General features: G+C 69.9%; 19 protein-coding genes and 2 riboswitches. Of the genes, 13 read left to right on the plus strand and 6 right to left on the minus strand.

Annotated elements, in window-relative coordinates:
• Nucleotides 1-71 precede the first annotated feature (71 nt).
• The gene (locus AB0K12_RS15830) at nucleotides 72-770 is read left to right on the plus strand and encodes a DoxX family protein (protein ID WP_364560695.1); all 699 of its coding nucleotides are present in this window, start codon (nucleotides 72-74) and stop codon (nucleotides 768-770) included.
• Nucleotides 771-847: 77 nt separating this feature from the next.
• Here the strand turns inward: AB0K12_RS15830 and AB0K12_RS15835 are convergent, their stop codons facing one another.
• Nucleotides 848-2,143 carry an aminotransferase class V-fold PLP-dependent enzyme gene (locus tag AB0K12_RS15835; RefSeq protein ID WP_364560698.1) on the minus strand — a complete coding sequence of 432 codons (1,296 nt, stop codon included), beginning with the start codon at nucleotides 2,141-2,143 and terminating at the stop codon, nucleotides 848-850.
• A 44-nt stretch (nucleotides 2,144-2,187) separates the two neighbouring features.
• Nucleotides 2,188-2,303, minus strand: a riboswitch (SAM riboswitch).
• A 113-nt stretch (nucleotides 2,304-2,416) separates the two neighbouring features.
• Here AB0K12_RS15835 and AB0K12_RS15840 point away from each other — a divergent pair.
• Both AB0K12_RS15840 and AB0K12_RS15845 read left to right on the plus strand, forming a co-directional pair.
• Nucleotides 2,417-3,160: a TerC family protein gene (locus AB0K12_RS15840; protein ID WP_364560701.1), complete on the plus strand. Its 744-nt coding sequence runs from the start codon at nucleotides 2,417-2,419 to the stop codon at nucleotides 3,158-3,160.
• Complete coding sequence (locus tag AB0K12_RS15845; protein ID WP_364560704.1) at nucleotides 3,160-4,356, plus strand: cytochrome P450; 1,197 nt, start codon at nucleotides 3,160-3,162, stop codon at nucleotides 4,354-4,356. The genes AB0K12_RS15840 and AB0K12_RS15845 overlap by 1 nt, the downstream gene beginning before the upstream one ends.
• A gap of 49 nt (nucleotides 4,357-4,405) precedes the next feature.
• Here AB0K12_RS15845 and AB0K12_RS15850 read toward each other — a convergent pair whose 3' ends face one another.
• Entirely contained in the window at nucleotides 4,406-5,368 is a 963-nt protein-coding gene (locus AB0K12_RS15850; RefSeq protein ID WP_364560706.1) for an SAM-dependent methyltransferase, read from the minus strand.
• Nucleotides 5,369-5,557: 189 nt separating this feature from the next.
• Between AB0K12_RS15850 and AB0K12_RS15855 the strand changes: the two genes are divergently transcribed.
• Together AB0K12_RS15855 and AB0K12_RS15860 are read left to right on the plus strand one after the other, a co-directional pair.
• Nucleotides 5,558-5,785 (plus strand): chaplin family protein, encoded by a 228-nt coding sequence (locus tag AB0K12_RS15855; protein ID WP_364560709.1) that lies wholly within the window; start codon nucleotides 5,558-5,560, stop codon nucleotides 5,783-5,785.
• A gap of 317 nt (nucleotides 5,786-6,102) precedes the next feature.
• On the plus strand, nucleotides 6,103-6,993 hold the full coding sequence (locus AB0K12_RS15860) for a DUF2520 domain-containing protein (RefSeq protein WP_364560713.1): 891 nt from the start codon (nucleotides 6,103-6,105) through the stop codon (nucleotides 6,991-6,993).
• 58 nt (nucleotides 6,994-7,051) lie between these two features.
• Here the strand turns inward: AB0K12_RS15860 and AB0K12_RS15865 are convergent, their stop codons facing one another.
• Together AB0K12_RS15865 and tnpA are read right to left on the minus strand one after the other, a co-directional pair.
• Nucleotides 7,052-8,221 carry a transposase gene (locus tag AB0K12_RS15865; protein ID WP_364560716.1) on the minus strand — a complete coding sequence of 390 codons (1,170 nt, stop codon included), beginning with the start codon at nucleotides 8,219-8,221 and terminating at the stop codon, nucleotides 7,052-7,054.
• Nucleotides 8,222-8,237: 16 nt separating this feature from the next.
• The gene (gene tnpA, locus AB0K12_RS15870; RefSeq protein ID WP_364560719.1) at nucleotides 8,238-8,648 is read right to left on the minus strand and encodes an IS200/IS605 family transposase; all 411 of its coding nucleotides are present in this window, start codon (nucleotides 8,646-8,648) and stop codon (nucleotides 8,238-8,240) included.
• 166 nt (nucleotides 8,649-8,814) lie between these two features.
• Here tnpA and panC point away from each other — a divergent pair, with 166 nt between their 5' ends.
• From panC to AB0K12_RS15885, 3 genes are all read left to right on the plus strand, one after another.
• A complete protein-coding gene (panC, locus tag AB0K12_RS15875; RefSeq protein ID WP_364560722.1) occupies nucleotides 8,815-9,663 on the plus strand; it encodes a pantoate--beta-alanine ligase in 849 nt (282 codons plus the stop codon).
• 76 nt (nucleotides 9,664-9,739) lie between these two features.
• A complete protein-coding gene (locus AB0K12_RS15880) occupies nucleotides 9,740-12,265 on the plus strand; it encodes an L-aspartate oxidase (RefSeq protein WP_364560727.1) in 2,526 nt (841 codons plus the stop codon).
• 3 nt (nucleotides 12,266-12,268) lie between these two features.
• The gene (locus AB0K12_RS15885; RefSeq protein ID WP_364560730.1) at nucleotides 12,269-13,051 is read left to right on the plus strand and encodes a type III pantothenate kinase; all 783 of its coding nucleotides are present in this window, start codon (nucleotides 12,269-12,271) and stop codon (nucleotides 13,049-13,051) included.
• Between the two features lie 64 nt (nucleotides 13,052-13,115).
• Here AB0K12_RS15885 and AB0K12_RS15890 read toward each other — a convergent pair whose 3' ends face one another.
• A complete protein-coding gene (locus tag AB0K12_RS15890) occupies nucleotides 13,116-13,598 on the minus strand; it encodes a hypothetical protein (protein ID WP_364560733.1) in 483 nt (160 codons plus the stop codon).
• Between the two features lie 144 nt (nucleotides 13,599-13,742).
• Between AB0K12_RS15890 and lysX the strand changes: the two genes are divergently transcribed.
• Together lysX and AB0K12_RS15900 are read left to right on the plus strand one after the other, a co-directional pair.
• Nucleotides 13,743-15,224 (plus strand): bifunctional lysylphosphatidylglycerol synthetase/lysine--tRNA ligase LysX, encoded by a 1,482-nt coding sequence (lysX, locus tag AB0K12_RS15895; RefSeq protein ID WP_364367622.1) that lies wholly within the window; start codon nucleotides 13,743-13,745, stop codon nucleotides 15,222-15,224.
• Between the two features lie 618 nt (nucleotides 15,225-15,842).
• On the plus strand, nucleotides 15,843-16,055 hold the full coding sequence (locus AB0K12_RS15900; RefSeq protein WP_345392350.1) for a LuxR C-terminal-related transcriptional regulator: 213 nt from the start codon (nucleotides 15,843-15,845) through the stop codon (nucleotides 16,053-16,055).
• 146 nt (nucleotides 16,056-16,201) lie between these two features.
• Here the strand turns inward: AB0K12_RS15900 and AB0K12_RS15905 are convergent, their stop codons facing one another.
• Complete coding sequence (locus AB0K12_RS15905; RefSeq protein WP_364560738.1) at nucleotides 16,202-17,131, minus strand: C40 family peptidase; 930 nt, start codon at nucleotides 17,129-17,131, stop codon at nucleotides 16,202-16,204.
• Nucleotides 17,132-17,253: 122 nt separating this feature from the next.
• Nucleotides 17,254-17,405: riboswitch (cyclic di-AMP (ydaO/yuaA leader) on the minus strand.
• 277 nt (nucleotides 17,406-17,682) lie between these two features.
• Here AB0K12_RS15905 and AB0K12_RS15910 point away from each other — a divergent pair.
• From AB0K12_RS15910 to AB0K12_RS15920, 3 genes are all read left to right on the plus strand, one after another.
• A complete protein-coding gene (locus AB0K12_RS15910; RefSeq protein WP_364560741.1) occupies nucleotides 17,683-18,252 on the plus strand; it encodes an amino-acid N-acetyltransferase in 570 nt (189 codons plus the stop codon).
• A gap of 85 nt (nucleotides 18,253-18,337) precedes the next feature.
• On the plus strand, nucleotides 18,338-19,750 hold the full coding sequence (locus AB0K12_RS15915; RefSeq protein WP_364560744.1) for an RDD family protein: 1,413 nt from the start codon (nucleotides 18,338-18,340) through the stop codon (nucleotides 19,748-19,750).
• A 112-nt stretch (nucleotides 19,751-19,862) separates the two neighbouring features.
• Nucleotides 19,863-20,351: an RDD family protein gene (locus tag AB0K12_RS15920; protein ID WP_355412607.1), complete on the plus strand. Its 489-nt coding sequence runs from the start codon at nucleotides 19,863-19,865 to the stop codon at nucleotides 20,349-20,351.
• The last annotated feature ends 281 nt before the right edge of the window (nucleotides 20,352-20,632 follow it).

Genomic DNA, 20,632 nt, shown 5'->3' on the forward strand with positions numbered 1-20,632 from the left:
AGAGATGGCATGCGATGACATCCCATAGCCGGACAGGGGGAGGAATAGCTGGAACGGGGGGAGATAGGACCATGAAGAGAGTTCTCTTCGACATCGCGGCCCTGATCGCGCGCATCATCACCGGCGTGATCTTCGTCGCGCATGGCTGGCAGAAGTGGCAGGGCGGGCACTCCGCGATCGCGAGCGGATTCGGCGAGATGGGCATCCCGATGCCCGAGCTGGCCGCCGGGTACGCCATGGTCGTCGAGCTCATCGGCGGGGTGCTGCTGATCATCGGGCTGGCGGTCCGCCCTGTGGCGCTGCTGCTGCTGGCCAACATGCTGGGCGCGATCATCTTCGCGCACTGGGGCAAGGGCGTTTTCGTGGGCGAAGGCGGCTGGGAGCTCGCGGCCGCGCTCGGCGCGCTCTGCCTGCTGTTCCTGGCACTGGGCGGCGGGCGCATCGGGATCGACGGCATCCTGTCGGCGATGTTCCGGCGGCGGCACGAACGCCGGGCCGCCGAGGAGGACCTGGTGTCGTACCGGCCGAACAGGACGGACACCACCACCGGCTCCTACGGAGCCACGGACACCGGCTCTTATGGCGGGCCCACCACGCCCGCCCGGTCCACCGCTGAGGAGCCGCCCGACGTCCCCAGGCAGCCGGGCGCGCCCCAGCAGGAGCCCCAGCAGAGGCCGCCGCAGAGCCGGCTCAACGACGAGGACATGCGGGAGATCGACTCCCTGGTCGCCGACGAGCCGCCCCAGCACCGCAAGCCGCCAAACCGCTGAGCCCGGCGAACGGGCCGCTCGACAAGGGCCGCTCGAAGGGGCCGCCCGGAAAGGCCGCCCGGTGAGGCCTCTGGGCGTCAGCGTGCGACCAGGTCGCGCAGGGCCGACACCAGCCGGTCCACGTGCTCCTGCGTCGTGCCGATGCCGATCGAGGCCCGCACGGCGGACGCGGTGCCGTCCTCGCAGCCGCCGTCGGCGGTGCCCAGCAGATGACGGACGAACGGGTGCGCGCAGAACTTCCCGTCGCGCACCCCGATGCCGTACTCGCCGGACAGCACCTCGGCCACCTCCCGCGCCGAGTAGCCGGCCACGGTGAACGACACGATGCCGACCCGGGGGTGGCCGGGACCCCACAGCGACAGCTCGCGTACCCCGTCGATGGAGGCCAGTCCGGCACGCAGCCGCTCGATCAGCCGCTCCTCCTCGCGCACCAGCTCGGTCCAGCCGGTCGCGGTCAGCGCGTCGCAGGCGGCGGCCAGCGCGATGGCGCCCAGCACGTTGGGGGTGCCCGCCTCGTGGCGCGGCTCGGGGTCGTCGTGCCACTCGACGTTCGCGGCGCTCTCGCCGACCGAGCGGACGGCGCCGCCGCCCTTGAGGTACGGCTCGCCCGCGGCCAGCCAGTCCCGCCGCCCGACCAGCGCGCCCGCGCCGAACGGCGCGTACAGCTTGTGCCCGGAGAAGGCCACGTAGTCGAGGTCGAGCGCGGTCAGGTTGAGCCGCCGATGCGGCACGAGCTGCGCCGCGTCCACCAGGATCCGCGCGCCGTGCCGGTGCGCGATGTGGGCCAGGGCGGCGATGGGCCACAGCTCGCCGGTGACGTTGGAGGCGGCGGTGACGACGAGCAGCTTGGGCCCTTCGATGGCGGCGAGCGTCTCGTCGGCGGCGCGCACGGCCTCGCCGGGGAAGGCGGGCGGTGCCAGCCGGACCGCGTTCGGCCAGGGCAGCAGGGAGGCGTGGTGCTCGGTGTCGAAGACGACTGTGGTGGTGCCCTCGGGCAGGCAGCCGGCCAGCAGGTTCGTGGCGTCGGTGGTGTTGCGGGTGAAGATCACCGCGTCGTCGGGGCGGGCGCCGACGAAGGCGCGTACGGTGTGGCGGGCCTGCTCGTACCGGGCGGTGGTGAGCTGGGAGGCGTAGCCGGCGCCGCGGTGGACGCTGGAGTAGGCCGGGAGCGCGGCGGTGACGGCGGCGCTGACCGGCTCGAGACAGGGGGCGCTGGCGGCGTAGTCGAGGTTGGCGTAGCCGACCAGCCGGCCGCCCTTGACCGGCACTTCGAGGTCGGCGCCCAGGACGGCGGGGATCGGCCGGGCCTGCGTGGCGGGCGCCGGGCTCTCCTCGGCTGCACGGGCGTTGCTGAAGATCGTCAGAGTGGACACGGCGAACCTCCTCGGGGTCATCGGACCCCTGGAAGCAGCCGAGGAGCCCGCGCTTGCCCGTCACACCTCGTGACGGACCAGGTCTTCACCCGGGGCACCCCGCCGCGGACGCGAGGGTTGCCGGCCAGCTAGCCGGGGCTTGACGCTGGCACTCATGACCTACGAGGGGAACTATAACCGACACCCGGGCGGAAATCGCAAGCCGCGAACTTCTGCGGCCCCCGGCTCGTTGCTACCGGAAACCCGCCATCCCCCGAGTCATGGAGGTACCCGATGCTCGACTGGGTGGCCGATCCGCAGATCTGGATCGGTTTCTTAACCCTGGTCGCCCTGGAGATCGTGCTGGGGATCGACAACATCATTTTCATCTCCATCCTCGCCGGGAAGCTGCCACCCGAGCAGCGCGACCGGGCTCGCGTGCTCGGCCTGGGCGCGGCACTCGTCAGCCGGCTGCTCCTGCTGCTGGGGCTGTCGTGGGTGGTGCAGCTCACCGAGCCGTTGTTCGAGGTCTTCGGTCATGAAATCTCGGGACGTGATCTGATCCTGCTGCTCGGCGGCCTGTTCCTGCTGGGCAAGAGCGTCACCGAGATCCATCACAACATGGAGGCGCCCCACGACAAGGACGGCAAGAAGCCCGCGGCCGTCTCCTTCACCTCCGTGATCCTGCAGATCATGGTGCTGGACATCGTGTTCTCGCTCGACTCGGTGATCACCGCGGTCGGCATGGTCGACGAGCTGGGCGTCATGGTCGCGGCCGTCGTCGTGGCCGTGGCCGTGATGTTGTTCGCCTCGGCGCCGATCAGCCGGTTCGTGGACAGCCACCCCACGATCAAGATGCTGGCGCTGGCGTTCCTGGTGCTCATCGGCGTGATGCTCGTCGCCGAGGGTCTCGACCAGCACATCCCCAAGGGCTACATCTACTTCGCGATGGCGTTCTCCGTCGTGGTCGAGCTGCTCAACATCCGGGTCCGGAGCAGGCACGCGAGAAAGGAGGCGTCCCCTTCTAAGATGAAATAGTGGGCTTTGATCCTTGGAATCCGGAATTCGTGGCGTACCCGTACCGCGTCTACGAGGAGCTGCGGCGCGAGGCGCCCGTCAGCTACTTCGAGCCGACGGGCCAGTGGCTGATCTCCCGGCACGCCGACGTCAACGCGCTGCTCAGGGACCGCCGCCTGGGCCGGTCGTACCTGCACGTGGCCGGCCACGAGGAGTTCGGCAGGCCGCCCGAGCCGGGGTTCCAGGAGCCGTTCTGGCGTGTGATCAGGGCGGGCATGCTCGACGTGGAGCCGCCGGTGCACACCCGGTTGCGCCGGCTGGTCTCCAAGGCGTTCACGCCGCGCATGGTCGAGTCGCTGCGGCCCCGCGTCAGGGCCATGGCGGGCGAGCTCGTGGATGCGTACGTGGAGAAGGGCGGCGGCGACCTCATCGCCGAGGTCGCCGAGCCGCTGCCGGTCACCGTCATCGCGGAGATGCTCGGCATCCCCGACGGCGACCGCCACCTGCTGCGCCCCTGGTCGGCCGACATCTGCGGCATGTACGAGCTCAACCCCACCCTGGAGGCCCAGCACACCGCCGTACGCGCGGCCACGGAGTTCTCCGGCTACCTCAAGGCCCTGGCCGCCGACCGGCGCGCGAACCCCGGCGACGACCTCGTCAGCGCGCTCACCCAGATCGGCGAGCTGACCGAGGACGAGCTGGTCGGCACCTGCGTGCTGCTGCTCAACGCCGGTCACGAGGCCACCGTGAACGTGACGGGCAACGGCTGGTGGTCGCTGTTCCGCAACCCGGCCGAGCTGGCCAGGCTGCGCGCCGACCGTGCGCTGCTGCCCACCGCGGTCGAGGAGCTGATGCGGTGGGACACGCCGCTGCAGATGTTCGAGCGGTGGGTGCTGGAGGACATCGAGGTGCACGGCGTACGCATCCCGCGCGGCTCGGAGGTGGCCCTGCTGTTCGGCTCGGCCAACAGGGACCCCGAGGTGTTCGCCGACTCTGACCGGCTCGACGTGGGCCGCGCCGACAACCCGCACATCTCCTTCGGCGCCGGCATCCACTTCTGCCTGGGCGCGCCGCTGGCCAGGATCGAGCTGGCGGAGTCGTTCGGCGCCCTGCTCGACCGCACGTCGAAGCTGGAGCTGCGCGAGGAGCCCGAATGGAAGCCCGGCTACGTCATCCGCGGCCTCCACGCGCTGAACCTGACGGCCACCCCCGCCTGAAGCGGCGGACGCTCCCAGCCGGGCTTCGCCGGGGGCGTGGCGGCGAGGGTCACTTGCTCTGGCTGAGCCAGCCGAAGCCGCCGAGCCCGGTCGCCTCCAGCAGCTCGCCCTCCTCCGAGGCCCGCGCGAGCGCGCGAAGGTAGCGGCGCGGATCGGTGCGGGCCAGGTCGAGAGGCGGCCGCGCGCCGGTCAGCCCGAGCTCGCGCAGCGCCTCGCGCTGTGTGGACAAGGCTGTGGATATCGCGCCCGCTCGCCGCCCGGCCTCGGCGCACGCGTCGAGTGCGACGTGTGCGGTGATGTCGCAGCTCCCGTCGGGTACGGGGGTCACGACCGACCCGTCCCGGTATCCGGTCAGCGTTCCACAGGGCGGACGGTTATCCACAGGATGTGCATAATCGATGGCGATCGCCCGGCCCCTGGTGAGACGGACGAGAACGGACGCCCACGCCTCGTCACGCGGCCTGCCGATCTCGGCCCGCGCCCCCACCCGTGTCAGCGGCCACCACCGGTCGAGCCACTCCCGGTCGGCCGGCCGCAGCGGCCCGCCCAGGCGCTCCTCGCCGGTGTGCACCTCCACCATCACCACCCGGGGCCCGTCGGCGGTCTGCTCGACCACGTCGAGCGGCACGTTGTCGAGCCACTCATTGGCGACGGCCAGCCCGGTGAAGCAGCACGGCAGCTCTCTCGACCAGGCGATCTCCTCGGGCAGGCCGGCGGGCCTGGGCGACAGGTCGACCGCCGTGACGCGCAGCCGGTCGCGCAGCGCGGGCTCGGCGCGTTCGAGGACCTCGGCGACCAGCACGCCCTCGCCCGCCCCGATGTCGACCAGGTCGAGCGCGTCGGGTTTGCCCAGCTCGGCGTCCACTTCCGCGAGCAGCGCCAGCACCGCCTCGGCGAACGCCGGAGACGCGCTGACGGAGGTGCGGAAGTGGCCTGAGGGGCGTTCGCGGAGGTAGAAGCCCTCCTCGCCGTACAGCGCGCGCTCCGTCGCCGCGCGCCATGTGAGCCACATGCCTGGACTATCTCATGACTTCCCATCGCGACGCACTGTCATTGAATGACTACTCAATGTCGCAATCTTGCGTTAGCGTTTACCTGTTGTCATCGAGTGATTGCGCCGCGTCGACCTCCAGGTGGCGCGGCTTTCACTCGCCGAAGAAGCACCCCGCGGTCGTGCAGGCCGCGAAAGAGAGGAGCCCTCGTGCTGAAGAAGGTCATGGTCGTCACCGGAGCCGTCGCCATGCTCTCCCTGGCCGCCCCGGCGCACGCCGACATCACCAACGGCACCGGCGGCGTTGTCTCCGGCAACCAGCTCCACGTCCCGATCGTCGCTCCGATCAACGTCTGCGGTAACGCGATCGCCGTCATCGGCCTCGCGGTCGCGGGCTGCAAGGGCGGCGCCCACGCCTACGCGCCCAGCCACCACTGAGCGCACCCATAGAGCCCGGGCCGGCGCAGGCCGGCCCGGGTTCATGTCCCGGCTGGTCAGTCGGCGGATGACCAGCCGGCGCACTCCCAAGGGGTCAGCACGATCGCGGGCGTCGGGTCCACAGAGGACTCGGCGCCCGCTGCCTTTCTGCGATGGCCCCTCTCCTCATCTCTTCCGACAGGGGGTGCACCAGATCGCATGCCCTTGTCCCTTTTGTCGTTAACTCAACGCGCGGCAAATCTCCGGTCACGCTCGCCACTCCGCGAGGCCGTTACCCTGGTCGGCAGTGCCGTCACGTTGGTCAGGGGTGAGACGTCATGGACGCAGGGGACCGCCCGGCACGGCTGACCGTCGGCGTGCTGGGGGCCGGCAAGGTGGGCTCCGCACTCGGCGCGGCGCTCGCGCAGGCGGGCCACCGGGTGGTGGCCGCCAGCGGCGTTTCCGACAACTCCCAGCGATGGGCGGCCGAGCGCCTCGGCGTCTCGCCGTCCAGGCCCGACGAGGTGGTGGCGGCGGCCCAGCTGATCCTGCTCACCGTGCCCGACGACGCGCTGCCCGACCTGGTGGGCGGCCTGGCCCGCACGGGCGCCGACCTGCGGGGCAAGATGCTCGTCCACACCAGCGGCGCCTACGGCCTGTCGGTGCTCGACCCGGCGGCCGAGGCGGGCGCGCTGCCGCTGGCGCTGCATCCGGTGATGACGTTCACCGGCCGCGACGACGACCTCAACAAGCTCACCGGCATCTCCTACGGCGTGACCGCCCCCGACGTGCTGCGGCCGGTCGCCGAGGCGCTGGTGATCGAGATGGGCGGCGAGCCGGTCTGGATCGCCGACTCCGACCGCCCGCTCTACCACGCGGCCCTGGCCGGCGCCGCCAACCACATGGTCACGCTCATCGCCGAGTCGGGCGACCTGCTGCGCGGCATCGGGGTCGAGCATCCAGGCCGGATGCTGGGCCCGCTGCTCGGCGCCGCGCTCGACAACGTGCTGCGGCTCGGCATCGCGGGCCTGACCGGTCCCGTCGTCAGGGGAGACGCCGGCACCGTACGCAAACACGTCGACGCGCTCATCCTGGCCGCGCCGGAGGCGGCCGACGCCTACATCGCGCTGGCCAGGCTCACCGCCGACCGCGCGCTGGCGGCCGGGCTGCTCAAGCCGGAGGAGGCGGAGCGGCTGCTCGACGCACTGGGGGGCAATATATGGACCTGACCGTCGCGTTCGGAGGGCTGTTGTGACTCCTCCGCTCCCTGGAGGGAGCGGCTTCTCGCTAAGCCGCTTGCGCAGCCTGGCGAAGGGCAAGCCCTGCCCTGAGAATGTTGACGGCCGCGTTCACGTCGGCGTGCGCGGCATGACCGCACGCCGTACAGACGAACGATGCCTGGGTGAGACGATTGTCCTTCGCGCAGTGCCCGCAACGGGCACACGTGCGGGAGGTGCCGGCGGGGTTCACCGCGATCAGCTCTCGACCGGCGCTTTCAGCCTTGTGCGCGAGGACCGTCAGGAACACCCCCCAGCCCGCGTCCAGGATGCTCTTGTTCAGTCCGGCCTTGGCCGCCGCGCGGTTGGGCAGGAACCCGCCCTCGCCATCCGGCTTCGGGGCCGGACTCTTGGTCATGTTCGTGATCCGCAGGTCCTCGTGCACGATCATGTCGTAGTCGCGGATCAGGGCGTTCGCAGCCTTGTGCGCGCCGTCGAGTCGTTGACGCCGGACCTTGCCGTGCAGGGCCGCGACGCGGGCGACCGCCTTACGGCGGCGCGTGGACCCGCGCTTTTTACGGGCCAGGTCCCGCTGAGCGGTTGCCAGCTTCCCGGCGGACGCCGCGAGGTGTCGCGGGTTGCCGACCTGCTCGCCATCCGAGGTGGTCAAGAACGACGCCACGCCCATGTCCACGCCGACGACCGCACCCGTGGCGGGCAGGATCTCGGCGGGCACGTCGTCGCACGACAAGACGACGAACCAGCGGGAGCCTTCCCGCTTCACGCTGATCGTCTTCACCCGGCCCCGCACCGGGCGGTGCCGGTGGACACGGACATGCCCGGCACCTTGAAGGCGGACAAACGTGGCGGACGGATGCTCGGGCTGGGAGTTCCAGCGGCAGCCATCGCCGTCCTTGGGCCACTCAACCGTGTCGAACCAGCCCCGGCCCTTCAAGCGCGGAAAGCCCGGAGTGCGACCGGCCTTGACGCGGCCGAAGAACGCGCGAAACGCCTTGTCCAGGCGGCGCAGGGTGGCCTGCTGAGAGGAGAACGACCAGCGCGCCTGATCGGGGTCGTCGGCGCGGATCTCCTTCAGCTGGGCGGACTGGTCGCCGTACCGGATCGACACCTTGGACCGTCTGTACGCCTCACGCCGCTCCTCAAGCGCCGCGTTGTACAGGGCGCGGTGGTCGTCCAGGCACGCGGTGAGCGCGATCCGCTGGTGCGCGGTCGGACGCATGAGGAACTTGTAAGACCTACGCACGGCCACCCGCCTTGGGTGCCCGCTCATACTGCGTCTCGCTGCAGCGCCGCACCGTCTCGGCCGACACAGGGCCGACCATGGCCACCAAGCAGGACCGCGACCACAGCGTGGGCAACCGGAAACGCAGGCGCGGAAACTCGGCGCGCGGGTGGTGGGAGGTGAACCCCTTGAACCGGCCGGCCACGTACGACGGCGAGTTCTTCGGGCAGGGCTTGACGAACAGGCGCACCTGGCCGGGCATCACCTCAAGCGCCACGATCTCCCAGTCATGCTCGCCGGCCCTGGCGCGGACCAGCTCCTCCAGGCGGTCCTTCACCCGTCCGCCGAGGACCGGGCGGCGGTATTTTGGGCACCACACCACGTGGTATCCGAGGTCGTACGCCGCGCCTGGGGAAGTACGCACCTGACGAGTCACACGGTCATTGAAACAGTGTCATCCATCCAATGCGCGATGAACGGAGATCTCTGATGCGCGGACCTGACAGATCACTGCACGCCCGAGCCTTGACGGCCCTCCCGCTCCCCATTCCCCCGTCGCCTAAAGGCGACGGTCCCCTCAGGAGACTCTGATGGAGCTGATCGTCGCCAGGAACCGGGAAGACCTGGTCAAGGCGCGCCGTGGTGGCACGGTGGCGCTGGTGCCCACCATGGGCGCGCTCCACGAGGGGCACCGGTCACTGATCAGGCAGGCCCGGGTGCGCGCCGATCAGGTTGTGGTCAGCATTTTCGTCAATCCTCTGCAGTTCGGCCCTAACGAGGATTTTTCGCGCTATCCCCGTACATTTGATGCCGATCTGGACGTGTGCCGGGCCGAAGGCGTCGAGGTGGTCTTCCATCCCTCCGCCGAGGACATGTATCCGCCCGACCGCCAGGTCGGCGTCTCCTCCGGCGAGATGGGCCGCGTCATCGAGGGGGCCGCGCGCCCGGGGCACTTCGACGGCGTGCTGACGGTCGTGCTCAAGCTGTTCAACCTGGTGCAGCCCGACCTCGCGGTCTTCGGGCAGAAGGACGCCCAGCAGCTCGCCCTCATCCGCCGCATGGTCGCCGACCTCGACCTGCCCATCGAGATCCTCGGCGCCCCCACCGTACGCGAGCCCGACGGCCTGGCCCTGTCCAGCCGCAACCGCTATCTGTCGGACGACGACCGGCAGGTGGCCCTGGCGCTGTCGCGGGCGCTGCGGGCCGGCGCCTCACAGCTCACGCCCGACGAGATCAGGGCGGAGGCGCGCAAGGTGCTCGACGCGGCCGGTCCCGCGCTCGACGTCGACTACCTGGCACTGGTCGATCCGGCCACGTTCGCCGAGGTCGATGACGACTTCGAGGGCCTGGCCGTGCTCGCGGTGGCGGCCAGGGTGGGGAGCACCCGGCTGATCGACAACGTCACCCTCACGCTGGGCCCGGCCGACCGTCCGTCCTGAGCACCCCCGGGGCATGCTCACGCGCGCCCAGGCGTTATCGTCATAGTGACGAAATCGCCTCAGTGAGGAGACCCCCATGAGTGCACCGGCGATTCCCCTGCGTCTGACCGCTCCCGACCCGGGCTGGACCGTGGACGCGGACGTGGTCGTCGTGGGCTCCGGCGTCGCGGGCCTGACCGTGGCCCTGCGCTACGCCGAGCTGGAGCCGGCGGCCAAGGTTCTGGTCGTCACCAAGGACGGCCTGTCGTCCGGCTCGACCCGCTGGGCGCAGGGCGGCATCGCCGCCGTGCTCGACCCGCATGACACCCCTGAGGAGCACCTGAACGACACGCTGGTCGCAGGGGTGGGGCTGTGCGACGTACGGGCGGTGCGCACGCTCGTCACCGACGGCCCGGGAGCGTTGCGGCGGCTGATGGCCAGGGGTGCGCGGTTCGACCGCACCGGTGACGGAGAGCTCCAGCTCGGCAGGGAGGGCGGGCACCGGCGGCGCAGGATCGTGCACGCCGGCGGCGACGCCACGGGCGCGGAGGTGCAGCGGGCCCTGGTCGAGGCGGTGCGCGCCGGCTCGATCGAGGTCATCGAGCACGCCCTGGTGCTCGACCTGATCAAGGACGCCCAGGGCCGGGCCAGGGGCGTGACCCTGCACGTCATGGGCGAGGGCGCGCGCGACGGCGTGGGCGCGGTGCACGCCAGGGCGGTGGTGCTGGCCACCGGCGGCATGGGCCAGGTCTACGCGGTCACCACCAACCCGGTCGTCTCCACCGCCGACGGCGTCGCGCTCGCGCTGCGGGCCGGGGCGGTGGTGCGCGACATCGAGTTCGTCCAGTTCCACCCCACCGTGCTCTGGCTGGGCGCGGGCTCGACCGGGCAGCAGCCGCTGATCTCCGAGGCGGTCAGGGGCGAGGGGGCCTTCCTCATAGACCACGAGGGCGAGCGGTTCATGACCGGCGTGCACGAGCTGGCCGACCTCGCGCCGCGCGACGTCGTGACCAAGGCCATCACCCGCAGGATGCGCGAGACCGGGCGCGAGCACGTCTACCTCGACGGCCGCCACTTCGGCCGCGAGATGTGGGAGACGCGCTTCCCGACGATCTACGCGGCCTGCCGCGAGCACGGCATCGACCCGGTCACGGAGCCCATCCCGGTCGCGCCCGCGGCCCACTACGCCAGCGGCGGCGTCCGTACGGACCTGCGGGGCCGTACCAGCATCGACGGCCTGTACGCCTGCGGCGAGGTCGCCTGCACCGGCGTGCACGGGGCGAACCGGCTGGCCTCCAACTCGCTGCTCGAAGGGCTCGTCTTCGCCGAGCGCATCGCGGAGGACATCCACGCCGTACGCCCGTCGCCCGGCGCCCCGGTGCCCGCCGGCGCCCAGGAAGGGCTGGTGGACCCGCGGGTCAGGTCCAGGATCCAGGCCCACATGAGCGCGGGCGCGAGCGTGCTGCGCAGCCGCGAGTCGCTCATGGAGACCGCCAGGGCGCTGCGCGACGCCCGGTGGACGCCGGTGGCGGTGCCGCCGCGCACCGAGTCGTGGGAGGCGACGAACCTGCTCACGGTGGCCACCGCGCTCACCGGTGCGGCGGCGGCCCGGCTGGAGACGCGCGGCTCGCACTGGCGCGAGGACCACGACGTACGCGACGACAACGAGTGGCTCGGCCACCTGGACGTGACGCTGACCGAGGAGGGGCTGCGCATGACGTACACGCCGCATGAGGACACGATGCCCGCGCGCCTGGCGCAGGAGCTGACGGCGGCCGGGCTCGACCCGGCCGAGGTGGACACGCTGATCACCCGCGCGCTGGAGGAGGACCTCCAGGAGGCGGGCGACGTGACGAGCCTGGCCACGATCCCGGCGCAGCAGCGGGCGGTCGCCGACGTGGTGGCGCGCAAGGACGGAGTGGTGGCGGGGCTGGCGGTGGCCGAGGCGGTGTTCGTCCGGCTGGGCGCGGCGCGGGCCGAGCGGGCGGCCAAGGACGGCGAGCGGGTCAGGGCGGGCGACGTGCTGATGACGCTGGAGGGCCCGGTGCGCGGGCTGCTGACGGCCGAGCGCACCGCGCTCAACCTGCTCACCCACCTGTCCGGGGTGGCCACGCTGACCGGCCGCTGGGTGGAGGAGATCAGCGGCACGGGCGCGCGGGTGCGCGACAGCCGCAAGACGCTGCCGGGGCTGCGGGCGCTGGAGAAGTACGCGGTGCGCTGCGGCGGCGGCGTGAACCACCGGATGTCGCTGTCGGACGCGGCGCTGATCAAGGACAACCACGTGGTGGCGGCGGGAGGCGTGGCCGAGGCGTTCAGGGCGGTCAGGGAGCGCTATCCGGACGTGCCGATCGAGGTGGAGATCGACCGGCTGAACCAGCTGGACCCGGTGCTCGACGAGGGCGCCGAGCTGATCCTGCTGGACAACTTCACGGTCGAGGACACCGCGCGTGCCGTACAAGTCGTGAAAAATCGGGCGAAAAACAGGGTTGCCCTTGAGGCGAGTGGGGGATTGACCTTGGAATCGGCCCGTGATGTGGCGGACACTGGCGTCGACTACCTTGCGGTGGGAGCGCTAACGCACTCAGCGCCGGCCCTTGACATCGCACTGGACCTGCGGGGGTAATTGATGCTGCTCACGATCGACGTCGGCAACACGCACACGGTGCTGGGACTGTTCGAGGGCGAGGACGTCATCGAGCATTGGCGGCTCGCCACCGACGCCCGCCGCACCGCCGACGAGATCGCGGTCGTCCTCCAAGGGTTGCTGGCCCAGTCGCCGCTGCTCAAGGGGGCCGACGTCGACGGCATCGCCATCTGCTCCACCGTGCCGAGCGTGCTCAACGAGATGCGCGAGATGTGCCGCCGCTACTACGGCGACGTGACCGCGGTGATCGTGGAGCCGGGCATCCGCACCGGCGTGCCCGTACGCATGGACAACCCCAAAGAGGTCGGCAGCGACCGCATCGTCAACGCGCTGGCCGCCATCGACCAGTACGGCGGCCCCTGCGTCATCGTCGACTTCGGCACCGCCACCTCGTTCGACGCGGTCTCCGCCAAGGGCGAGTACGTCGGTGCGGTCACCGCGCCCGGCATCGAGATCTCGGTGGACGCCCTGGCCGCGGCCGGAGCCCAGCTGCACAAAGTCGAGCTGGTCAGGCCGCGCTCGGTGATCGCCAAGAACACCGTCGAGGCGCTGCAGGCCGGCATCATCTACGGCTTCGCGGGCCAGGTCGACGGCATCGTCGAGCGCATGGCCGCCGAGCTCGCCGACGACCCCGACGACGTCACCGTGGTGGCCACCGGCGGCCACGCGGCGCTCGTGGTGGGCGAGTCGCGCTCGATCGACGTGCACGAGCCGTGGCTGACCCTCATCGGGCTGCGGCTGATCTACCACAGGAACGCTGCCTGACCCTCGTACACATGGAAGAGCGGCCCCCCGCCGATGTGGGGGGCCGCTCGTGTGCCTGCCACGGTCAGTGGCGGGCGGAGTAGATGTAGTCCCAGCGGCCGCAGTTCGTCGGCCACGCGTTGTGCTGCGGGCCGGCCTGGCAGACCTTCACCCGCACGGCCGAGACGTCCTCGACCTCGAAGCGGAAGCGCTCGAAGCCGGGGTAGCCGCAGTACTTGTCGGTGTAGACCGTGTCCCAGCCGCTGCGGAACTCGCGGGCCTGGAAGGTGACGAACGCGCACTTGCCGCCGCGGCGGTAGGTGCGGTTGTCGCGGTCGTAGAGGCGGCCGGCGACGCTGATCTCGTTGTGGGTGCCGCGCCGGTTCCAGTCGACGCCGATCCAGCCCTCGGCCTTGGCCAGGCCGAACTTGGCGTGGACGGGGCCCCAGCCGTCGGAGGAGTCCCGGTGGTGGTCGAAGCTGGAAGCCTGAGCGGCGGTGGGAAGTGACAGGGCGAGAGCGGTCGTCGCGGCGGCGGCCAGGAGCCCTGTGGCGATCTTCTTGAACATCTTCTCTCCTTGAGCTCCCTGGGCCGGCTCCCTACCGGCTCCCCCCTGAGCTCGTGAGATATTGGTAAGCCAGGGCTCTTGCAGAGGATCTACAGCAGGCCGACGAGCCCTTGCAGTTCGCCATATCCCCTACCCTTTGATGTTGTGAGCGACGAACTTCCCGAGCAGATGCGCATCCGGAGGGAGAAGCTCGACCGCCTTCGCAGCGAGGGCGTCGACCCTTACCCGGTGAATTTCCCACGCACGGCCACCAACGCCGAGGTCAGGGAGAAATACCAGGGCCTGGAGCCCGACACCTCGACCGGCGACAGGGTCGCGGTCGCGGGGCGCGTCATGCTCAACCGCGTGGGCGGCAAGCTCTGCTTCGCCACCCTCCGCGACGGAGGCGGCGACCTGCAGGTGATGATCTCCCTCGACAAGGTGGGCGAGGAGTCGCTGGCGAGCTGGAAGCGCGACGTCGACCTCGGCGACCACGTCGGTGTGAGCGGCGAGGTCATCACCTCGCGGCGCGGCGAGCTGTCCATCCTGGCCGACAGCTGGCAGATCACCGCCAAGTGCCTGCGCCCGCTGCCGGAGAAGCACATCGGCCTCACCGACCCCGAGGCGCGGGTGCGCCAGCGCTACGTCGACCTCATCGTCAACGACGAGGCCAGGAAGATGGCCCGGGTCCGCAGCGCCACCGTGCGCGCGGTGCGCGACTTCTGGCACGAGGAGGGCTACCTCGAGGTCGAGACGCCGATGTTGCAGCCGATCCACGGCGGCGCTGCGGCCAGGCCGTTCAAGACCCACATCAACGCCTATGACATGGAGCTCTACCTTCGCATCGCGATCGAGCTCTATCTCAAGCGGCTCGTGGTGGGCGGCATCGAGAAGGTCTTCGAGATCAACCGGAACTTCCGCAACGAAGGCGCCGACTCGACCCACAACCCTGAGTTCACGATGCTCGAGGCATACGGCACCTACCTCGACTACAACGACATGGCCGACCTGACCCAGCGCATGTACCAGAAGGCCGTGGTGGCCGCGCTCGACACCACGGTGGTCGTGCACGACGGGCAGGAGATCGACCTCGGCATCGCCGAGTGGCCGCGCATCACGCTCTACGGCGCGGTCTCCCAGGCCGTGGGCGAGGAGATCACCACCTCCACCACCCTTGAGGAACTGCGCAAGCTGGCCGACCGCCGCGAGGTCCACTGGGACCCGAAGTGGGGCTCGGGCAAGCTCGTGCAGGAGCTGTTCGAGGCGCTGGTCGAGCACACGCTCGTGCAGCCGACGTTCGTCATGGACTACCCGCTGGAGACCTCGCCGCTGACCCGCCAGCACCGCGACAACCCGCTGCTGACCGAGAAGTGGGACCTCATCGGGTTCGGCACCGAGCTCGGCACCGCCTACTCCGAGCTGATCGACCCGATCGAGCAGCGGCGCCGGCTGGTCGAGCAGTCGCTGCTGGCCGCCGGCGGCGACCTGGAGGCCATGCAGCTCGACGAGGACTTCCTGCAGGCGCTCGAATACGCCATGCCGCCGACCGGGGGCATGGGCGCCGGCATCGACCGGATGATCATGGCGTTCACCGGCAAGAACATCCGCGAGACCATCCTGTTCCCGCTGGTCAAGCCCAGCCACTGAGCCCAGTCATTGAGCCCAGTCACTGAGCCCAGCCATTGGGCACGGTCGCTGAGCACGGTCGCTGAGCACGGTCAAGGCGGCGCTGCCCTGAGGGCGGCGCCGCCGTTTCGCGTGCGCGGTCAGGGCACTTCTGGACGCCTGCGCCGAACCGCATTCTGGTCGGCCCGCTTTCCGACATCTGATCGTCTGTAAGCACCCGGTCAAGTTCGCAGGACCGCAGGCGGGTCGGGCGCGCAGGTGCGGGCGGCTCTGCCGCATGGCCAGGGGCGGCCGTCGCGAGCCGGCCGGCGACGAGGCCGCACCGCCCTGGAACACCTCGCCGACCGGCCGTTCCGTCGTGCTGCCCGTACGCCGGGCGGGCGGCTGCAAATGGGTGCGAAGAGAAAGATCGAAAGGCGTTCGGCGCCGATTTCCGCGTTGCGCGGGCCCGCTATTTGGCGGCGTTCTGTAGTGCTTTATCGCCAGGGCGTCACATATTTCGGATCATGTCAATAGTGCTGGTCAAGCCACACGGTTGTCATGCTTGACGACCTTTCCAGGATGCGTTTACGGTCTGCGAGGAGCAACCTGGGTCCGGTCGAGAGGCCCACGTTCTGCTGTTGGGGGGGAGGGCTCCCGATGGAAGTGCTCACTGAAGGTGTTGAACTCAGCCATGCGGACCTCGCATTGCTGTCGGAGCTGGCGAAAGGGGTCACGGTCGACCGGGTGGGCAGACGGCTGGACATCAGCGGCCGTACCGTACGCCGGAGACTGCGGGGCATCTGCGACCGCATCGGCGTCGCCACGGCGATCGAGGCCGTGGCCTGGGCGGCCCGCCGCCAGCTGATCTGATCACGGCGACGGGCTCGTGTGGGGCGGGCCCCGCGGACCTCTGGAGGGCCTTCTGCGGTCCTCGCAGGGCGGCTCCTAACGGTGCGGGCTCATTCAGAGCGGCTCGGTCGGGGCGGCTCGGTCGGAACGGGCTCGGTCGGGGCGGCTCAGTCGGCGATGCGCACCGCGCCGGCGAAGGGCCGCCGCTCGATCGAGGCGATGCGGACGACGTCGCCGGTCCGCGGGGCGTGCACCATCATGCCGCCGCCGAGGTAGATGCCCACGTGGTGCAGGTCGCTGTAGAAGAAGACCAGGTCGCCTGGGCGCAGCTCGGAGCGGTCGATGTGGCGGCCCGCCGTCCACTGGCTGCCGGTGTAGTGCGGCAGCGAGATGCCGACCTGCTGGTACGCGGCCATGACGAGGCCGCTGCAGTCGTAGGAGTTGGGGCCTTCGGCGCCCCACACGTATGGCTTGAGCTGCTGCGTGAGCGCCCACCTGGCGGCCTGGGCGGCCTTGCCGCTGCCCACGATGGGCAGGTTGACGCGCTGGGCCCGGGTGCCCGGCCGGCCTGCTTCGCCGAGCGCCCGCCTGAAGAGGTTGCTCTCGACCTTGGTGACCAGTTTGGTGATCTTGTCGCGCTTGTTGTCGAGGTCGGAGATGAGTTTCTCGACCTCCTTGATGCGGGTGGCGGCGCCCGCCTTGGCCCGTTCGGCGGCCTCCCTGGCCTTGGTGACCTGGTTGACGGCCTCGCCCTGCTGCTGCTGCAGCACGTACGTGGTGGCGGCGCGGTCGAGGAACTCGTCGGGGTCGTCGGAGGTGGCGAAGGCGAGGGCGCGGCTGAGGCCGCCGGTGATGTAGGCGTTCTCGGCCAGTGCGGCGGCCTTGGCGCGCTTGGCGGCGAGGTCGGCCTCGCTGGTGGCCAGGGTCTTCTTCGCGGCGTCAGCGGCCCTCTTGGCGCTCTTGAGCTTCTCCCGCTGGCTGTTGTACTCCTCGGCCAGCGTCTCGATCTCGGTGTGCATCTTCTCGACCTGCTTGGCCAGGTCTTGGAGCGAGGGCTTGGGGTCGGCGGACGCGGAGCCGACGGGGGCGGCGACCAAAAAGGTGGCCAGTGTGACACTTATTACACCGAGCAGACGCGACCGCCGGGAGGCGTGTTGCGGAGGGCGGGCGTGCTTGCCCGCGGTCGTCCTCTCACGCGTGCGCGTGCGCTTCACCAACCAGCTCCTCTCGTCGACGCCTGCCGGGTTAGCTGACGGGTTCGGGCCGGAGCAGCCCTACCGGACATTGCGGATTCACCCCGATGGTGGCGCTGGGGGGCGTCACCGGCGGTTCCCCGGCTCCTCCTCGCGGAGGATTAGGCGTGTCGCCCGCGCGCGACACGCGGGGAACATCGTCGCTGGACACTAATGCACTCCGGGTTCGTGCTCAACCAGAACTGCCGACTCTGTAGAGGTTTCACAACCGAAGAGTCACAAGGTGATCTCGTGCCTGGCCGTACGAAACGCAACTTATGACGGATTTGCCGCCTGATCTGGCGACTCGCGGGCCTGCTCAGAGCGCGTGCTCGGATGAGCACGAGTTGTAACAGCATGGGCCGAGACGTGGGAGTTAGGGCCGAGCCGTAATGACATCTGTACCCTGGAGGGCCATGGAGCAGGTGGCCGAACTGACAGCAGCCGAGACCGCGGTGGTGGTCCGGCGCGCCCGCACGCCCGACGTGCGGGGCATCAGGAGGCTCGTGGACACCTACGCGGGGGCGGGCCCGCGGCTCCTGAAGAAGGCCACCGTCACCCTGTACGAGGACGTACAGGAGTTCTGGGTGGCCGAACGGGGCGGGCAGGTCGTCGGTTGCGGTGCGCTCCACGTGCTCTGGGAGGACCTCGCCGAGGTCCGCACCGTGGCCGTGGATCCGCAGTGCCGTGGCATGGGCGTCGGCCATCGGATCGTCTCGGCGCTGATACAGCAGGCGAATGATCTAGGTCTGCGGCGTGTGTTCTGTCTGACTTTTGAGGTCGACTTCTTCGCAAGACTGGGCTTTCGCCGGATTCAGGGCACGCCGGTCTCGCCCGAGGTGTACGCCGAACTGCTGGCCTCGTACGACGAGGGTGTCGCGGAGTTCCTCGACCTGGAACACGTCAAACCGAACACCCTTGGCAACACCCGCATGCTGCTGCATCTGACATCGGGTGACGCGGACCTTGACCAGATGGAAAGGTGATTGTTGATACCTATGTCGATACGTTGGGCAGCACAGGCATGTGTCCTGACACGTGCCACATGCGCACTCGAAGCGAGGTGACACGGTGAGCACCGGACAGCCGCCGTATCCACAGGACGAATCCGGCGAGAATTCTGCACCCGGCACCCCTTACGGGCAGCAGAACGCGGGCCGCCACCCCGGCGAGCCCGACCCGGACGTCACTGTGGTCGGCTACCGGGCGGACGACGCCTACGGGCAGCAGCCCCAGTACGGACAGCAACAACAACAACAGTACGGCTATGGCCAGCAGCAACCCCAGTACGGCCAGCAGCCGCCCTCATACGGCCAGCAACCCCAGTACGGCCAGCAGGGCTACGGCCAGCAGCAGCAGTCGCAGCCCGGTTACGGGCAGCAGGGCTACCCCCAGCAGGGCTACGACCCCCAGCAGCAGCAGCAGGGCTACGACCCCCAGCAGCAGCAGGGCTACGACCCCCAGCAGCAGGGCTACGGACAGCAGCAGCAGTCCCAGCCGGGCTACGGCCAGCAGCCCCAGTACGGACAGCAGCCCCCGTCGCAGCCCGGCTACGGCCAGCAGCAGGGCTATGACCCCCAGCAGGGCTATGGCCAGCAGCAGCAGGGTTACGGCCAGCAGCCGCCGTCCCAGCCCGGCTACGGCCAGCAGCAGGGCTACGGCCAGCAGCAGGGCTACGGCCAGCAGCCCCCGTCCGGCCAGCAGGGTTACGGTCAGCAGCAGCAGTCGCAGCCGGGCTACGGCCAGCAGGGCTACGACGCCCAGCAGGCATACGGGCAGCAGCAGGGTTACGGCCAGCAGCAGCAGTCGCAGCCCGGCTACGGGCAGCAGGCCTACGGCCAGCAGGGCTACGACCCCCAGCAGCAGTACGGCCAGCAGCCCGGCTACGGGCAGCCCCAGCCGTACGGTCAGGGCGGCTACGGCCAGCAGCCCGGCTACGGGCAGCCCTACGGCAAGCCGGTCGGCGTCCAGCCGCCCGGTGCGCCCGCGCCGCTCGCCGAGTGGTGGCAGCGCCTGCTCGCCAGGTTCCTCGACGGCGTCATCTTCGGCATCGTCATGTACGTGGTGCAGCTCCTGCTGGCGCCGCTGTACCCCTCCTACAGCTCGATCACGGGCCTCACGAGCGGGATCACCTTCGGGATCCTGTACTACGTGGTCGTCTCGATCGTCGTCACCATCGTCTATCTGCTCTACGACTTCCTGCTGACGAAGATGAAGGGCCAGACCGTCGGCAAGATGGCGCTGGGCATCAAGGTCGTCCAGGTCGGCGGGCAGCTGCAGCCCGACGGCGTGCCGACCGACGTCGCACTCAAGCGCGCCCTGCTGACGGTGGGCGGCTACATCTTCTACTGGGTGCCGATCCTGGGCCCGATGATCGCGGGGCTCATCTACGCGCTCAACGGCGCGTCGCAGCTCTGGGACAAGCCGCTGCACCAGACGTTCGGCGACAAGTTCGGCAAGACCGTGGTCGTCAAGGTCAGGTAGCCCTTCAGGGCGACACAAGGGCCGGCTCTGCGCCGGCCCTTGTGTTATGTCCGCGTCCCCCGGTGAAAATGGTCAGAGTCCCCGTGCGCCGCGAACACGTGAGGTGGGAGATATGGCCGGGACACCGCCAGGACCGCAGGCCCGCCCCGCTGAATGGTGGGAACGCCTGGCCGCCCGCTTCATTGAAGCGCTCGTCTTCGGGGTCTTCTATTACATTCTGTTCATTGCGCTGTGGGGCTTCTTGCGGACTGTCGGGATGTCGGAGGTGTTCGGTGGCCGGCTGCCCGGTGTGATCGGATGGGCGGTGGCCGGGTTCGCTTATGCCGGTTACGACTGGTGGGCTCATTCACGGCGCGGGCGCACGTTCGGTAAGGCGATCATGCGGATTCGCCTGGCGCCGGACGACCGGCCGCCCCGTACGCTGCTGAAACGGTCGCTGGTCTATCCGGCCCCGCTGATGCTCATGGGCATTCCGGTGGTCAATCTGGTGGCCGGAATGCTGCTCTTCGGCGTGGGGCTGCTCATCCTCATGGACAAGCCGCTGGAGCGGGGGCCGCACGACAGGGTGGCGGGAACGCGGGTGGTAAAAGATCTTCGGTGAGACCGGCGTACCTGGGGCGATGTCTTTTCGTAAAATTTTCGGTTGATCCGGTAAGGAGCCTGGAGAGACTGGCATTAGGCTATGGGGCGTCCGGGTTGCCGGATGATGGCGCCCCTGCGACACGCAGGGCAGCTGTGTGCCGCTATGGTCTGGTACGGGTGGTCATCGCCCGCGCGTCATGAGGAGCCGGGCTCCCGTGGCGACGCGCCGAGCGCTTTAAGCGCCCCCGAAACCCCGCTAGCCGTGGAGGCGAAGGACGAATGGAAGCCCTAACGGACGTA

It is taken from the genome of Nonomuraea sp. NPDC049419, from assembly GCF_040676995.1.
In the GTDB taxonomy this organism is placed as follows: Bacteria; Actinomycetota; Actinomycetes; order Streptosporangiales; family Streptosporangiaceae; genus Nonomuraea; species Nonomuraea salmonea.

What these genes read in the sequence shown, in the direction of transcription:
- AB0K12_RS15885 (WP_364560730.1), top strand. Translation starts at nt 12,269, where the DNA reads ATGCTGCTCACGATCGACGTCGGCAACACGCACACGGTGCTGGGACTG.
- AB0K12_RS15880 (WP_364560727.1), top strand. Translation starts at nt 9,740, where the DNA reads ATGAGTGCACCGGCGATTCCCCTGCGTCTGACCGCTCCCGACCCGGGC.
- AB0K12_RS15860 (WP_364560713.1), top strand. Translation starts at nt 6,103, where the DNA reads ATGGACGCAGGGGACCGCCCGGCACGGCTGACCGTCGGCGTGCTGGGG.
- AB0K12_RS15840 (WP_364560701.1), top strand. Translation starts at nt 2,417, where the DNA reads ATGCTCGACTGGGTGGCCGATCCGCAGATCTGGATCGGTTTCTTAACC.
- AB0K12_RS15830 (WP_364560695.1), top strand. Translation starts at nt 72, where the DNA reads ATGAAGAGAGTTCTCTTCGACATCGCGGCCCTGATCGCGCGCATCATC.
- AB0K12_RS15900 (WP_345392350.1), top strand. Translation starts at nt 15,843, where the DNA reads ATGGAAGTGCTCACTGAAGGTGTTGAACTCAGCCATGCGGACCTCGCA.
- panC (WP_364560722.1), top strand. Translation starts at nt 8,815, where the DNA reads ATGGAGCTGATCGTCGCCAGGAACCGGGAAGACCTGGTCAAGGCGCGC.
- AB0K12_RS15910 (WP_364560741.1), top strand. Translation starts at nt 17,683, where the DNA reads ATGGAGCAGGTGGCCGAACTGACAGCAGCCGAGACCGCGGTGGTGGTC.
- AB0K12_RS15850 (WP_364560706.1), bottom strand. Translation starts at nt 5,368, where the DNA reads ATGTGGCTCACATGGCGCGCGGCGACGGAGCGCGCGCTGTACGGCGAG.
- AB0K12_RS15920 (WP_355412607.1), top strand. Translation starts at nt 19,863, where the DNA reads ATGGCCGGGACACCGCCAGGACCGCAGGCCCGCCCCGCTGAATGGTGG.
- AB0K12_RS15865 (WP_364560716.1), bottom strand. Translation starts at nt 8,221, where the DNA reads ATGCGTCCGACCGCGCACCAGCGGATCGCGCTCACCGCGTGCCTGGAC.
- AB0K12_RS15890 (WP_364560733.1), bottom strand. Translation starts at nt 13,598, where the DNA reads ATGTTCAAGAAGATCGCCACAGGGCTCCTGGCCGCCGCCGCGACGACC.